Origin of the sequence: Micrococcus sp. FDAARGOS_333 (assembly GCF_002206575.2) — a bacterium.
Taxonomy (GTDB): domain Bacteria; phylum Actinomycetota; class Actinomycetes; order Actinomycetales; family Micrococcaceae; genus Micrococcus; species Micrococcus lylae.
The window spans coordinates 2420918-2435012 of record NZ_NJFJ02000001.1; the positions used below are offsets into that span (position 1 = coordinate 2420918).

The following is a 14095-nucleotide window of genomic DNA, read 5'->3' on the forward strand; positions in this document are numbered from 1 at the left end:
TTCCGGTGAACTCCTCAGTTCAGTGGTTCTCAGGTGACGTCTTGTGGGTGCGGGAGCGAGGGGCTCAGACCTCCTCGACCGAGCTCGGCTCGGCGTGGGACAGGTCGATGCCCAGCTCCTCGGCGGCCCGGAAGCTCTCGTCATCCGAGTCACGCATCTCGACGGTCTGCCCGTCCGCGGAGAGGACCTCCACGTTGAGGCACAGGGACTGCATCTCCTTGATGAGGACCTTGAAGGACTCCGGAACGCCCGGCTCCGGGATGTTCTCGCCCTTCACGATGGCCTCGTACACCTTCACGCGCCCGTGGATGTCGTCGGACTTGATGGTCAGCAGCTCCTGGAGGGTGAAGGCGGCGCCGTACGCCTCGAGCGCCCACACCTCCATCTCGCCGAAGCGCTGGCCACCGAACTGGGCCTTTCCGCCGAGCGGCTGCTGGGTGATCATCGAGTACGGGCCGGTGGAGCGCGCGTGGATCTTGTCGTCCACGAGGTGGTGCAGCTTCAGCATGTACATGTAGCCGACGGAGATCGGGTCCGGGAACGGCTCGCCGGTGCGGCCGTCGAACAGCCGGGCCTTGCCGTCGGTGCCCATCAGGCGCTCGCCGTCGGGGGTCACGTTGACATGGCCCAGCAGGCCCTCGATCTCGTAGGCCTCGGCACCGTCGAACACCGGGGTGGCGACGTTGACCGGTCCGGACTGCCGCGGGAAGTTCGGCAGGTCCTTGATCCACTCGGGCTCACCCTGGATGTCCCAGCCGCGGGAGGCGGCCCAGCCCAGGTGCAGCTCCATGACCTGGCCGAGGTTCATTCGGCCCGGCACGCCGAGCGGGTTCAGGATGACGTCCACCGGGGTGCCGTCGGCGAGGAACGGCATGTCCTCGACCGGCAGGATCTTGGAGATGACGCCCTTGTTGCCGTGACGGCCGGCCATCTTGTCTCCGTCGGTGATCTTGCGCTTCTGCGCGACGTAGACGCGGACCAGCTGGTTCACGCCCGGAGGCAGGTCGTCGTCCTCGTCGCGGTCGAAGATGCGCACGCCGATGACGGTGCCGGACTCGCCGTGGGGCACCTTCAGCGAGGTGTCGCGCACCTCGCGGGACTTCTCGCCGAAGATGGCGCGCAGCAGGCGCTCCTCCGGGGTCAGCTCGGTCTCGCCCTTCGGGGTGACGCGGCCGACGAGGATGTCGCCGGCCTCCACCTCGGCGCCGATGTGGATGATGCCGCGCTCGTCGAGCTGGGACAGCACCTCGTCGGACACGTTCGGGATGTCGCGGGTGATCTCCTCGGCGCCCAGCTTGGTGTCACGGGCGTCGACCTCGTACTCCTCGATGTGGATCGAGGTCAGCACGTCGTCGGAGACCATGCGCTGGGACAGGATGATGGCGTCCTCGTAGTTGAGGCCCTCCCACGGCATGAACGCCACGAGCAGGTTCTTGCCCAGGGCGAGCTCGCCGTTGTCGGTGGCGGGGCCGTCGGCGATGATGCTCAGCGGCTCCACGCGGTCGCCCTCGGACACACGCACGCGCTGGTTGTACGCGTTGCCCTGGTTCGAGCGGGCGAACTTCATGATCGGGTAGTGCGTGGTGGTGCCGTCGTCGTTCATGACGGTCACCAGGTCGGCGGCCACCTCGGTCACGACGCCGGCCGCGGTGGCCGTCACGGAGTCGCCGGCGTCCACGGCCACGTACTTCTCCATGCCGGTGCCCACGTACGGGGCCTCAGACTGCAGCAGCGGCACGGCCTGGCGCTGCATGTTGGCGCCCATGAGCGCGCGGTTGGCGTCGTCGTGCTCGAGGAAGGGGATGAGGGCGGTCGCGGCCGACACCATCTGGCGCGGGGAGACGTCCATGTAGTCGATGTCGTCCACAGCGGACAGCACCGGCTCGCCGCCGCCGCCGCGCTGACGGCAGAGGACCAGGTCCTCGGTGAAGCGGCCGTCCTCGCCCACCGGCGCGTTCGCCTGCGCGATCTGGCAGCCGAGCTCGTCGTCCGCGGTCAGGTAGTCGACCTTGTCGGTGACCTTGCCGTCCTCGACGCGACGGTACGGGGTCTCGATGAAGCCGAAGGAGTTGATGCGACCGAAGGTCGCGAGCGAGCCGATGAGGCCGATGTTCGGTCCCTCAGGGGTCTCGATCGGGCACATGCGGCCGTAGTGCGACGGGTGGACGTCGCGGACCTCCATGCCGGCACGGTCGCGCGAGAGGCCGCCCGGGCCGAGCGCGGACAGGCGACGCTTGTGCGTCAGGCCCGCCAGCGGGTTGTTCTGGTCCATGAACTGGGACAGCTGGGAGGTGCCGAAGAACTCCTTGATCGACGCCACGACCGGGCGGATGTTGATCAGGGTCTGCGGGGTGATCGCCTCGACGTCCTGGGTGGTCATGCGCTCACGCACGACGCGCTCCATGCGGGACAGGCCGGTGCGGATCTGGTTCTCGATCAGCTCGCCCACGGCGCGGATGCGGCGGTTGCCGAAGTGGTCGATGTCGTCGATCTCGACGCGCACGTCCACGTCCTCGCCGTCGTGGGTGCCCTTGATGGTGGACTCGCCGGCGTGCAGAGCGCAGATGAAGTGCACCATCTGGGCCACGTCGTCCTCGGTCAGCACGGTGGAGTGCGGATCAGACAGCGGCACGTCCACGCCCAACTTGCGGTTGAGCTTGTAGCGGCCCACCTTCGCCAGGTCGTAGCGCTTCGGGGTGAAGTACAGGTTGTTCAGCAGGGTCTGGGCGGCATCCACGGCGGCCGGCTCTCCCGGGCGCAGCTTGCGGTAGATGTCGAGCAGGGCCTCGTCCTGGTCCGCGGTGCCGTCCTTCTCCAGGGTGGCGCGGATGGAGTCGTACTGGCCGAACTCCTCGAGGATGCGGGACTCGGTCCAGCCCATGGCCTTGAGCAGCACGGTCACCGGCTGCTTGCGCTTGCGGTCCAGGCGGACGCCCACCTGGTCGCGCTTGTCCACCTCGAGCTCGAACCAGGCGCCGCGCGAGGGGATGATCTTGGCGGAGAAGATCTCCTTGTCCGAGGTCTTGTCCGGGGTGCGCTCGAAGTAGGCGCCCGGGGAGCGGACCAGCTGGGACACGACGACGCGCTCGGTGCCGTTGATGATGAAGGTGCCGTTCTTGGTCATGAGCGGGAAGTCGCCCATGAAGACGGTCTGCTGCTTGATCTCGCCGGTCGTGTTGTTCATGAACTCGGCCTTGACGTACAGCGGCGCGGCGTAGGTGGCGTCGCGCTCCTTGCACTCCTCCTCCGGCATCTTCGCGTCCGCGAACTCCGGCTCGGAGAACGACAGGGACATGGTCTCCTGGAAGTCCTCGATCGGGGAGATCTCCTCGAAGATGTCCGTGAGGCCGGAGATCACCGGCACGGAGTGGTCGCCGGCGGCCTGGGCCTGGTCGGCGCGCGCGGCCCAGCGCTCGTTGCCGACGAGGCGGTCGAAGGAGTCGGTCTGCAGCGCCAGCAGATCGGGCACGTCCAGCGGCTCGGCGATCTTGGCGAAGGAGATGCGACCGGCGGAGGCGCCGGAACGCGGGGAGACGGAAGCGGTTTCGTTGGAGGTGCTCGAGGCGACCACGTAGGATCCTTCCACAGGCTTTCGGGGGTCCGTGTTCGGCTCTCCCAGGACGGCCCAGATGCCGCGTGCGGGCCCACCGCCATATGAAGGCCACGCTCGTCCGCGCCGTCGGCCCTGAATCGACGGTCTGTCGTCAGGGCGCGCGGAAGCAGGGAGATGCAAAGATCTAGAGTATCGCCCCATACCACGATTGTCCACCGGGCCCGCGTCACCTCCGATCCGCGTGGCGGGCAGGAAGCCTGCCCGCCTCCCCGCGGCCCTTCCCGACGACGGATGCTCGCCTTCCCCGGGGCCGTCGTCGACCGACCTCGGACACGACGCGACCCCCGTTCCGCAGCGGCGGAACGGGGGTCGGGTGCGAAGCTCAGATGCGGCGCGAGGCCGCGATCATCACTTGAGGGTGACGGTGGCGCCGGCGCCCTCGAGCTGCTCCTTGGCCTTGTCGGCGGTCTCCTTGTTGACGCCCTCGAGGACCGGCTTCGGGGCGCCGTCCACCAGGTCCTTGGCCTCCTTCAGGCCGAGGGAGGTGAGGGCGCGCACCTCCTTGATGACGCCGATCTTCTTGTCGCCGGCGGCCTCGAGGATGACGTCGAACTCGTCCTTCTCCTCGGCGGCGGCGGCCTCTCCGTCGGCAGCGGCACCGCCGGCGGCGGCAACGGCGACCGGGGCGGCAGCGGTGACGTCGAACTTCTCCTCGAAAGCCTTGATGAACTCGGAGAGCTCGATGAGGGTCAGCTCCTCGAAGGCGGCGAGCAGCTCGTCGGTGGTCAGCTTGGCCATGATGGCTCCTTTACGTGTTTGCTACGTGAAGTAGGTGTGGATGAGGGCCGCGCGGCCCATCGGGTGGGTAGGACGCTCAGGCGTCCTGCTTGGCGCGCAGCGCCTCGACCGTGCGGACGGACTTCGACAGCGGGGCCTGGAACAGGGCGGCGGCCTTGTTCATGGAGCCCTTCATGGCGCCGGCGAACTTGGACAGCAGCACCTCGCGGGACTCGAGGTCCGCGATCTTCTTGATGCCGGCCTCGTCCAGAGGCTGGCCGTCCATGTAGCCGCCCTTGAGCACGAGCTTGTCGTTGTCCTTGGCGAAGTCACGCAGAGCCTTCGCGACGTTGACCGGGTCACCGGTCACGAAGGCGATCGCGGTCGGACCGGACAGGTGGGACTCGAGTCCCTCCACGCCGGCCTCCTTGGCCGCGATCTCAGTGAGCGTGTTCTTCGCCACGGCGTAGGTCGCGTCCTGACGGAGGGCGTCGCGAAGCTGCTTGAGCTCGCCCACCGTCAGGCCACGGTAATCCGTCAGCACAGCGGCGCTGGACTCACGGAACAGGTCCGCGAGCTCGGCCACCGCCGTCTTCTTTGCAGACGTCGCCATGGCACTCCTCTCAATGGGATCTTCATTCGGAACCGCGCGATCCCCACAAAGAGAAACGCCCCGTGCAGGTGCACGGGGCGCGGCGGGACGGCGGGCTCCACAAAGGAGTCCATGTGTCAGCGCGTGGCTCACGTTTCACCTGCGCAGGTCGCCTCCGCTCGGAGGACCTTCGGCGGCTCTCCTGCCCGAGGGCATAGAGCACCGCAACCGGCGGTCTTCGGTTGAATCATCGTATCCCATGCGGGCCCCGCGCGCCAAACCGCCTGCGCACGCCGCGCGCCGAACCAGAAGAATCGGCCCCTTCCCCGCGCGGCGAAGCAGCCGTTCCTTCTGGTTCGGCGCACAGGGTCCCGTGCATGGTTCGGCGCACAGGATCTCGTGCGTCGTTCGGGGCACAGGGTCCCGCGGACACGGCAACGGCCGGCCCCTCCGAGCAGGAGGCGACCGGCCGTCGTCGTGGACGGTCAGGCGACCGTCGTCTCAGGCGAGGATCAGCCCTCGGCCTCGGCCTTGGTGGCGCTCGGGTCCATCGGGACGCCCGGGCCGAAGGTGGTGGCCACGGTCGCCTTGGTGATGTAGCGGCCCTTGGAGGAAGCCGGCTTCAGACGGAGGATCTCCTCCAGGGCTGCGGCGTAGTTCTCGGTCAGCGCCTTCGCGTCGAACGAGGTCTTGCCGATGATGAAGTGCAGGTTCGAGTGCTTGTCGACGCGGAAGTCGATCTTGCCGCCCTTGATGTCGGTCACGGCCTTGGCCACGTCCGGGGTCACGGTGCCGGTCTTCGGGTTCGGCATCAGGTTGCGCGGACCCAGGACCTTGCCGAGACGGCCGACCTTGCCCATGAGCTCCGGGGAGGCCACGGCGGCGTCGAAGTCGACCCAGCCGCCCTGGACCTTGGCGATGAGGTCGTCGTCGCCGACGAAGTCGGCGCCGGCCGCACGGGCGGCCTCGGCGCGCTCACCGGTGGCGAACACGACCACGCGGGCGGTCTTGCCGGTGCCGTTCGGCAGCGACACCGAGCCGCGCACCATCTGGTCGGCCTTGCGCGGGTCGACCGAGAGGCGCATGGCGACCTCGACGGTGGCGTCGGTCTTCGACGGGTTGGTCTCCTTGGCCAGGGCGATCGCCTCGGCCGGGGAGTACAGGCGATCCTCGATCGCGGCCTTGGCGGCCTTGTATGCCTTGCTGCGCTGTGCCATCTGCGTTTTCTCCTTGTGCAGTTGTGGTCTGCGGACCGCGCTCGGTCCTGCCACGTGGAAAGAGTGGGGTGGACGCCCGTCAGGACGTCCCGTGGAGGTGTCAGCCCTCGACGGTGATGCCCATGGAACGGGCGGTGCCGGCGATGATCTTCGCGGCGGCCTGGACGTCGTTGGCGTTCAGGTCCGCCATCTTGGTCTGCGCGATCTCCTCGCACTGGGCCTGGGTCAGCTTGCCCACCTTGTCGGTGTGCGGGGTGCCGGAGCCCTTGGAGACGCCCGCGGCCTTCTTGATCAGCTCGGCGGCCGGCGGGGTCTTGGTTATGAAGGTGAAGGAGCGGTCCTCGTAGACCGTGATCTCCACCGGGACCACGTTGCCGCGCTGCGACTCGGTGGCGGCGTTGTAGGCCTTGCAGAACTCCATGATGTTCACGCCGTGCTGGCCGAGGGCCGGGCCGATCGGCGGGGCCGGGTTGGCAGCACCGGCCTGGATCTGGAGCTTGATCAGGCCGGCGACCTTCTTCTTGGGAGCCATGTGTCGGATCCTTCTCTCACTGGTGGACCCGCAGCACAGGAGCGTACTGCGGGCGGTGGCCGCCGTGGCGCGGCGGCCGGTTCCCTGACGCCACCGGCAGGCGGCCGGCGGCGAGGGGACGACTGTGTTGTCTGCCCGTCAGAGGATCTTGGTGACCTGGCTGAAGGACAGGGTGACCGGGGTCTCGCGCTCGAAGATGGAGACGAGGACGACCAGCTGCTGGGCCTCCGGCTTGATCTCGGAGATCGTGGCCGGGAGGGTCTCGAACGGACCGTCGTTGACGGTGACCGACTCGCCGACCTCGAAGTCGACGTGGACGGCCTGGGCCTCAGCGCCGGACTCCCCAGCGGCGGCGGGGGCCGGGCGGCCCTCCTTCTCCGCGGCCTTGGCCGCCTCCTGGATGACCGACGGGGCCAGCATGTCGAAGACCTCGTCGAGGGACAGCGGCTGCGGGTGGTACGCGTCGTTGCCCACGAAGCCGGTGACGCCCGGGGTGTGGCGGACGACGCCCCACGAGGCGTCGGTCAGGTCCATGCGGACGAGCACGTAGCCCGGAATGCGCACACGGGAGACGATCTTCCGCGTGGTGTTCTTGATCTCCACGACCTCCTCCATGGGGACCTCGATCTCGTAGATCAGGTCCTCCATGTCCTGGGTCTGGATGCGGGTCTCGAGGTTGGTCTTGACGCGCTTCTCGTAGCCCGCGTAGGTGTGCACCACGTACCAGTCGCCGGGCTGGCGGCGCAGACGGGTGCGGAGCTCCTCGGCCGGGTCGACCTCGGGCTCGTCCTCCTCGGCGGGGGCCTGCTGGGCCTCCGCCTCCTGGGCCGGCGCGGCGGCCTCCTCAGCAGCGGGCGCCTCGGTCTCGGCGGTCTCCGCGGTCACGTCCGCGGTGATCTCCTCAGCCTGGGCGGGCGCCTCGGAGGCGGCGGCGTCCTCGGTGGCCTGGGGATCGAGTTCCTGCTCGGACACGGGTTCCTGCTTTCTGCTCACGGGGTACAGAGGCTGCGGACGGTGGAACGCAGCGGCGGCCTCTCCGACTCGGCCGCTCCCTCGGGTCAGAAGCCGCCGAAGGTGAAGCGTGCCGCCGTGCCGAAGAGCCAGTCCAGCCCCATGACCAGGAGGATCATGATCGCCACGAAGGCGAGCACGACGCCGGTCATGCGCAGAAGCTCCTCCCGGGTGGGGGTGACCACCTTGCGGAGCTCATCCATCACCTGGCGCAGGAAGAGGCCGATGCGAGCGAAGAGGCCACGCTTCTTGCGGGCGTCTGCGGGGCGGCTGCCGCCGCCGCTCACTGCCGTCTCAGACACGTGGCCTCACTCAGTCGGATCGCCGTTACGTTCTTGCCGTCATCTCGAGCAGCCGGAACGGCTGCGTCGATGCGCAGGGCAGACAGGACTCGAACCTGCAACCTGCGGTTTTGGAGACCGCTGCGCTACCAATTGCGCCACTACCCTAGGGACCGATCCGGGTTCTCCGGCCGCTCGCCGGAGGACCGCGTCGCGGTGCCGAGTGAACAGCGTACGCCATAGAGGCCCTGGAAGTCGAACCAGCCGGCCCTCCGGACTAGTCTGGAGGCGGGTCGCGCGCCCGACGCGGGACCCGCCCGGCCGCCCGCACTCCCGAGAGTCAAGAGGAAACCATGGCACCCGCACCCGCCCGCCGCGTCTCAGAGCGCATCGGTTCGATCGCCCCGTCCGCCACCCTGGCCGTCGATGCCCGCGCGAAGGAGCTCAGGGCCGCCGGCCGCCCCGTGATCGGCTTCGGCGCCGGCGAGCCGGACTTCCCTACCCCGGGCTACATCGTCGAGGCCGCCGTGGCCGCCGCGCAGAACCCGAAGAACCACCGCTACACCGCAGCCGCGGGCCTGCCCGAGCTGCGTGAGGCCGTGGCCGCCAAGACCGCCCGCGACTCCGGCGTGGCCCTGGACTCCCAGCACGTGCTGATCACCAACGGCGGCAAGCAGGCCGTGTACAACACCTTCGCCTCCCTGCTGGACCCGGGAGACGAGGTCATCATCCCCGCCCCGTTCTGGACCACCTATCCGGAGGCCATCCGCCTGGCCGGCGGCGTCCCCGTGGAGGTCTTCGCCGGCCCGGAGCAGGGCTACAAGATCACCGTGGACCAGCTCGAGGAGGCCGTCACCGCCAAGACCAAGGTCCTGCTCTTCGTCTCCCCGTCCAACCCGACCGGCGCCGTCTACTCCCCCGAGGAAACCGAGGCCGTGGGCCGCTGGGCGCTGGATCGCGGCCTGTGGGTCGTCACGGACGAGATCTACGAGCACCTCACCTACGACGGCGTGCCGTTCACCTCGATCGTGAAGGCCGTCCCGGAGCTCGCCGAGCAGGCCGTGATCCTCAACGGCGTGGCCAAGACCTACGCGATGACCGGCTGGCGCGTCGGCTGGATGGCCGGCCCGCTGGACGTCATCAAGGCCGCCACCAACCTGCAGTCCCACGCGACCTCGAACGTCTCCAACGTCTCGCAGCGCGCCGCCCTGGCCGCCGTCTCCGGCCCACTGGACGCCGTCGATGAGATGAAGGTCGCCTTCGACCGCCGCCGCAAGGCCATGGTGCAGGCCATGAACGCCGTCCCGGGCTTCGAGTGCCCGACCCCGGAGGGCGCCTTCTACGCCTACGTGGACGTCCGCGACGCCCTCGGCCGCGAGATCCGCGGCGTCACCCCCGCGACCTCCGCCGAGCTGGCCGCCCTGATCCTCAACGAGGCCGAGGTGGCCGTGGTCCCGGGCGAGGCGTTCGGTCCCTCCGGCTACCTGCGCCTGTCCTACGCGCTGGGCGACGACGACCTCGCCGAGGGTGCCGAACGCATCCGCGCCCTGCTCTCCGAGTGAGCCCCGCGCCCGGTCAGGGCGCATGCAGGAGGCGACCGGCCGTCGTCGTGGAGGAGATCCCCTCGACGACGACGGCCGGTCGCCTTCCGTCTGCCCGGCCCCTCCCAGACGGGGCCGGCTCACGCGTAGCCGCGGCGGGCGGCCCAGCGGGTGAGCTCGTGGCGGTTGGACAGCTGCAGCTTGCGGAGCACGGAGGAGACGTGGGACTCCACCGTGCGGTCCGAGATGAACAGCTCCGCGCCCGCCTCCCGATACGTGAAGCCCCGGGCGATCAGGCGCATGACGTCGCGCTCGCGGGCCGAGAGCCGGTCCAGCTCCTCGTCCTGCGCGTCCCGGTCCGTCGGGACCGGGGAGGCGTCCGGGGCACCGGAGGGGCGGACCGCCGTCGTGTCCGGGGCCGCCGCGCCGCGGAAGGCGTCCAGGACGAAGCCGGCCAGGCGCGGGGAGAACACGGCGTCCCCCTCGGCCACGCGGACGGCGGCGTCCACCACGTCGGCCCCGGAGGCGGACTTGGTGATGTAGCCGCGGGCGCCGGCGCGGATGACGGCCACGACGTCCTCGGCGGCGTCGGACACGGACAGGGCCAGCAGACGCCGCTCCGGGTCCCGTTCGAGGACGCGACGGGCGACCTCCGCTCCCCCGCCGCCGGCGCCGCCGGGCAGGTGCACGTCCAACAGCACCACGTCCGGGGCCGTCTCCAGCACGACGGCCACGGCCTGGTCGACGTCCCCGGCCTCGCCGACGATCTCGACGCGGGCCGGGTCCAGGTCCGCGCGCAGGCCGGCACGGAAGATGGCGTGATCGTCCACGATCACGGCGGTCACCGGTTCACTCATGCGCCCTCCTCTCGCGGGTCGGTGCCTCTGACGCCGCCCTCCGGACGGACGACGGCCGGGGCATCGAGGTGCAGGTGGACCTCGGTGCCGCCGGCAGAGGAGCGTATGCGCACCGTTCCCCCGGCCCGTTCCATCCTGCCCCGCAGGGACTCGCGGACGCCGTGGCGGTCAGCCGGCAGCTGATCCGGGTCGAAGCCGGGGCCACGGTCCCGGACGAACACGTCCACGCCCTCGATCGCCCCCTGGTCGTCCTCGAGGACCTCGGCGTACACCTGGGCGTCCCCGGCGTGGCGGGCGGCGTTGGCCATGGCCTCGCGGGAGGCCGCCACGAGCGGGTCCAGCCACTCGCCCTCAGTCTCGCCCACGGCGACGACCTCGATGCGGCGGCCGTGGGCGTCCTCGACCTCCCCGGCCACCCGGCGCAGCGCCTCGGAGAGCGCGTCCGGCGCCTGGGAGGGGTCGTCGAAGAGGTAGGAGCGCAGCTCGCGCTCCTGGGCCCGGGCCACGCGGGCGACCGTCTCCGGGTCGGAGGCGCGGCGCTGGATCAGGGCCAGGGACTGCAGCACGGAGTCGTGCAGGTGGGCGGCGATCTCCGCACGCTCGGTCTGCACGGCGAGCGCGGTGCGCTCCCGCTCCCGGCGGGCGACCAGGCCGAGCACGAAGGGCGCCGCCACGAGGGCCAGGCCGGCGAGCAGGGCGACGGCCAGCAGCAGCCCGAGCCACAGCGTGCCCGGGCCTGCCGTGTCCACGGCGAGCGCCAGGACGGAGACGAGCACCAGGGCGGTGCCGAGGGCGATGCGCAGCCAGGTGCCGCGGCTGCGACCCGGGGATGCGGCGGTGTCCGCCTGCATCCAGGCCACGCCGAGGCCGATCACCAGGATGCCGACCGGGGCCGCGGTCTGCCAGTCCACGTCGGCCCCCAAGGCCTGCACCACCACCAGGACGGCCACGCAGACGACGGCGGCGCCGAGGACCGCGGGCCAGCCGACCTCGCGGACGCGGGCGAGGCCGGTCTCGAGGCGGCGGCGCAGCTCGGGGTCGTCGTCCGCCGTCCCGTCCGCTCGCTCCTGCGGGAGGAACAGCCAGAGCCAGGTGTACAGGGCCAGGCCCACGCCGCCGGTCAGGGCCAGGACCACCATGCCCAGGCGCACCCAGGCCACGGGCAGCTCGAGGTGCCGGGCCAGGCCTGCGCAGACACCGGCCACGGGGTGGTCGCCGTGGTGCCGCAGCAGCGGCGGGCGCACACGCGGCGCGGGGCCGCCCTGCGGCGGGGTGGGGTGCTGCATGCCCCCATCCTGCCCGCTGGGCCCCGGAGCGCACATCCGGGACGGGTTCCGGGATTCCCCGGATGTGTCCGGCCCCGCCCCGCGGGAGGATGGAGCCATGTCCTCCCACCAGCACTTCCACGCCGATCCGACCGCAGACCCGTCCGCCGCAGGCGCGGGCGCCGATACCGGCCCCGCCGACGGCCTGGCCGCCCTGCCTTCCTGGCTGCGCGGCCCGGTGCGCTCCTGGGGCGTGAGCCGGTCCGAGGAGTCCTGGGTCTCCGGCGCCCTCGGCGGCGTCGCGGCCCGGTACGGTCTGGACCCGCTGCTGGTGCGCGGCGTCTTCGCGGCCGTCTGCCTGCTCTCGGCCGGCCTGGCGCTGCTGGCCTATGCCGTGGCGTGGACGGTGCTGCCGGGACCGGACGGACGTGTGCTCTGGGCACAGCTGCGCCGCGGCGACTTCTCCGGCCCGGGCGTGGGCGTGGCCGTGGTGGGCGGCGTCGGCCTGGTGTCCCTGGTCTCCGGTGCCGGCCTCACGGCCACGCTCGTCTTCAGCGGTGGCCTGGCGGGGCTGACGGTCCTGGCCGGCACGGCGCTGCTCGTCTGGTGGCTCCTCACCCGCTGCTGGGAGCCGAAGACGCCCGGCGCGTCCGAACGTCAGCGCTTCACCGGCCGCGACGGCCGCCCCTCGGCAGGGTCCCGGGCCGCGGACGCCGCAGGCGCGCCGTCCTCCCCCAGCTGGTACATGGACGCCCGCCGCCGGTCCGGGCAGGAGGAGTCCGCCCCGGACGAGGCCGGCTTCCGCTCCTCGTGGATCAACCCGGAGACCGGCCAGTGGCGGGACCGCCCGCACTCCCGCGATCTGCGCGCCGCCGAACGCGTCGCCGAGATGGAGCGCCAGGCCGCCGCGGAGCGTGCCTCCGCCGGCCGCGGCGCAGCGGCCGCCCGTGCCGAGCGTCCGGCGCTGGGCGCGATCGCCCAGACCGTGACGCTCGTGGCCGCCGGCGTCGTCTGCCTGGCCGCGCTGGTCGGCTCCGTGGTGTTCGGCTTCTCCGGCGTCGGCACGGTGCTCGGGCCGGCCGGTGCCACGATCGTCGGCGGCGCCGCCGCCCTCGTGGTCCTCGCCCCGGTGCTGCTGCTCGCCGCCCTGCGCGGACGCCGCGGCGGCCTCGTGTCCGCCGCCAGCGTCTTCGCCGTCGGCATGGTCGTCATCGGCGTCGTCGCCAACCTGAGCATCGTCCTGCCCTGACCGGTCCGCCGGCCACCCGGTGCCAGCGCTCTCATCTCCGGCACCGCCGGTGGACCGCTGACAGCACCCGGCACGGCGTCGATAGTCTGGAGCCGCAGGCCGCGGATCCCCTCCGCAGGGGGCGCCGCCGGACCTGCGGCTTCCGTCATGTCCCCCTTCCTGCCGTCGAAAGGACTCCTCCATGCGCGTCGGACTGCTCACCTCCGGTGGCGACTGCCCTGGCCTGAACGCCGTCATCCGTGCCGCTGTGCTCAACGGCATCAAGACCTACGACTTCGAGATGGTCGGCATCCGCAACGGCTGGGCCGGCCTGATCGACAAGGACGTGGTGGAGCTGCCCCGCCAGGCGGTCCGGGGCCTGTCCGGCACCGGCGGCACCATCATCGGCACCTCCCGCACCCACCCGTACGACACGGCCGGCGGCGGTCCGGAGAACATGAAGCGGAACCTGGAGGAGATGGGCATCGACGCGGTCGTGGCCATCGGCGGCGAGGGCACCCTGGCAGGCGCCAACCGCCTGGCGAAGGACGGCCTGCCGATCGTCGGGGTGCCGAAGACCATCGACAACGACCTGATGGCCACGGACTACACGTTCGGCTTCGACACCGCGGTGCAGATCGCCACGGACGCCATGGACCGCCTGCGCACCACCGGCGAGTCCCACCACCGCTGCATGGTGGCCGAGGTCATGGGCCGCCACGTCGGCTGGATCGCCCTGCACTCGGGCATGGCCTCCGGTGCGCACGCGATCCTCATCCCGGAGGTCCGCACCCCGATGTCCCAGGTGGCCGAGTGGGTGAAGCAGGTGCATGACAAGGGCCGCTCCCCGCTCGTGGTGGTGGCCGAGGGCTTCGTGCCGGAGGGTCAGGACGACCCGCTGGCCGCCGCCGGCAACGCGAAGGACGGCCGTCCGCGCCTGGGCGGCATCGGCGACTGGGTGGCCCGCGAGCTCGAGGAGGCCACCGGTGTGGAGTCCCGCGCCACCGTCCTCGGCCACATCCAGCGCGGCGGCGACCCGTCCGCCACGGACCGTGTGCTCTCCACCCGCTTCGGCATGCAGGCCATGAAGCTCGTGGCCGAGCGCCGCTGGGGCCAGATGGTGGCCGCCAACGGCACCGAGATCATCTCCGTGCCCATGTCCGCCGCCCTGTCCGGCCTGAAGAAGGTGCCGCTCGCCCGCTACGAGGAGGCCAGGGTCCTCTTCGGCCGCTGAGCGGATC

General features: G+C 71.1%; 12 protein-coding genes and 1 tRNA gene. 3 read left to right on the forward strand and 10 right to left on the reverse strand.

Annotated elements, in window-relative coordinates; all coding sequences use genetic code 11:
* Positions 1–64: 64 nt before the first annotated feature.
* The 8 genes from rpoB to CEQ11_RS10795 form a co-directional block, all read right to left on the reverse strand.
* Positions 65–3571 (reverse strand): DNA-directed RNA polymerase subunit beta, encoded by a 3507-nt coding sequence (rpoB, locus tag CEQ11_RS10760; protein ID WP_088478599.1) that lies wholly within the window; start codon positions 3569–3571, stop codon positions 65–67.
* Positions 3572–3961: 390 nt separating this feature from the next.
* Positions 3962–4351: a 50S ribosomal protein L7/L12 gene (gene rplL, locus CEQ11_RS10765; RefSeq protein WP_088478600.1), complete on the reverse strand. Its 390-nt coding sequence runs from the start codon at positions 4349–4351 to the stop codon at positions 3962–3964.
* 76 nt (positions 4352–4427) lie between these two features.
* Positions 4428–4943 carry a 50S ribosomal protein L10 gene (rplJ, locus tag CEQ11_RS10770; protein ID WP_088478601.1) on the reverse strand — a complete coding sequence of 172 codons (516 nt, stop codon included), beginning with the start codon at positions 4941–4943 and terminating at the stop codon, positions 4428–4430.
* A 491-nt stretch (positions 4944–5434) separates the two neighbouring features.
* Positions 5435–6139, reverse strand: a complete 705-nt coding sequence (gene rplA / locus CEQ11_RS10775; RefSeq protein ID WP_067188471.1) for a 50S ribosomal protein L1 — start codon at positions 6137–6139, stop codon at positions 5435–5437.
* 100 nt (positions 6140–6239) lie between these two features.
* A complete protein-coding gene (gene rplK / locus CEQ11_RS10780) occupies positions 6240–6671 on the reverse strand; it encodes a 50S ribosomal protein L11 (protein WP_067188473.1) in 432 nt (143 codons plus the stop codon).
* Between the two features lie 138 nt (positions 6672–6809).
* A complete protein-coding gene (gene nusG / locus CEQ11_RS10785; protein ID WP_088478602.1) occupies positions 6810–7643 on the reverse strand; it encodes a transcription termination/antitermination protein NusG in 834 nt (277 codons plus the stop codon).
* A gap of 86 nt (positions 7644–7729) precedes the next feature.
* A complete protein-coding gene (gene secE, locus CEQ11_RS10790) occupies positions 7730–7984 on the reverse strand; it encodes a preprotein translocase subunit SecE (protein WP_067188476.1) in 255 nt (84 codons plus the stop codon).
* 74 nt (positions 7985–8058) lie between these two features.
* A tRNA-Trp gene (locus CEQ11_RS10795) sits at positions 8059–8131 on the reverse strand.
* Positions 8132–8316: 185 nt separating this feature from the next.
* Here CEQ11_RS10795 and CEQ11_RS10800 point away from each other — a divergent pair.
* Positions 8317–9525 carry a pyridoxal phosphate-dependent aminotransferase gene (locus tag CEQ11_RS10800; RefSeq protein ID WP_088478603.1) on the forward strand — a complete coding sequence of 403 codons (1209 nt, stop codon included), beginning with the start codon at positions 8317–8319 and terminating at the stop codon, positions 9523–9525.
* 119 nt (positions 9526–9644) lie between these two features.
* Here the strand turns inward: CEQ11_RS10800 and CEQ11_RS10805 are convergent, their stop codons facing one another.
* Positions 9645–10361, reverse strand: a complete 717-nt coding sequence (locus CEQ11_RS10805; RefSeq protein ID WP_088478604.1) for a response regulator transcription factor — start codon at positions 10359–10361, stop codon at positions 9645–9647.
* On the reverse strand, positions 10358–11647 hold the full coding sequence (locus CEQ11_RS10810; RefSeq protein WP_088478605.1) for an ATP-binding protein: 1290 nt from the start codon (positions 11645–11647) through the stop codon (positions 10358–10360). The genes CEQ11_RS10805 and CEQ11_RS10810 overlap by 4 nt, the downstream gene beginning before the upstream one ends.
* Before the next feature lie 97 nt (positions 11648–11744).
* Between CEQ11_RS10810 and CEQ11_RS10815 the strand changes: the two genes are divergently transcribed.
* Complete coding sequence (locus CEQ11_RS10815; protein WP_088478606.1) at positions 11745–12875, forward strand: PspC domain-containing protein; 1131 nt, start codon at positions 11745–11747, stop codon at positions 12873–12875.
* A gap of 181 nt (positions 12876–13056) precedes the next feature.
* The gene (locus CEQ11_RS10820; protein WP_088478607.1) at positions 13057–14088 is read left to right on the forward strand and encodes a 6-phosphofructokinase; all 1032 of its coding nucleotides are present in this window, start codon (positions 13057–13059) and stop codon (positions 14086–14088) included.
* Positions 14089–14095: the final 7 nt, after the last annotated feature.

Bases quoted from the DNA above. Each gene is read 5' to 3' on its own strand.
- rplA (WP_067188471.1), bottom strand. From the start codon at position 6,139: ATGGCACAGCGCAGCAAGGCATACAAGGCCGCCAAGGCCGCGATCGAG.
- rplK (WP_067188473.1), bottom strand. From the start codon at position 6,671: ATGGCTCCCAAGAAGAAGGTCGCCGGCCTGATCAAGCTCCAGATCCAG.
- rplJ (WP_088478601.1), bottom strand. From the start codon at position 4,943: ATGGCGACGTCTGCAAAGAAGACGGCGGTGGCCGAGCTCGCGGACCTG.
- CEQ11_RS10820 (WP_088478607.1), top strand. From the start codon at position 13,057: ATGCGCGTCGGACTGCTCACCTCCGGTGGCGACTGCCCTGGCCTGAAC.
- rplL (WP_088478600.1), bottom strand. From the start codon at position 4,351: ATGGCCAAGCTGACCACCGACGAGCTGCTCGCCGCCTTCGAGGAGCTG.
- CEQ11_RS10815 (WP_088478606.1), top strand. From the start codon at position 11,745: ATGTCCTCCCACCAGCACTTCCACGCCGATCCGACCGCAGACCCGTCC.
- CEQ11_RS10805 (WP_088478604.1), bottom strand. From the start codon at position 10,361: ATGAGTGAACCGGTGACCGCCGTGATCGTGGACGATCACGCCATCTTC.
- CEQ11_RS10810 (WP_088478605.1), bottom strand. From the start codon at position 11,647: ATGCAGCACCCCACCCCGCCGCAGGGCGGCCCCGCGCCGCGTGTGCGC.
- CEQ11_RS10800 (WP_088478603.1), top strand. From the start codon at position 8,317: ATGGCACCCGCACCCGCCCGCCGCGTCTCAGAGCGCATCGGTTCGATC.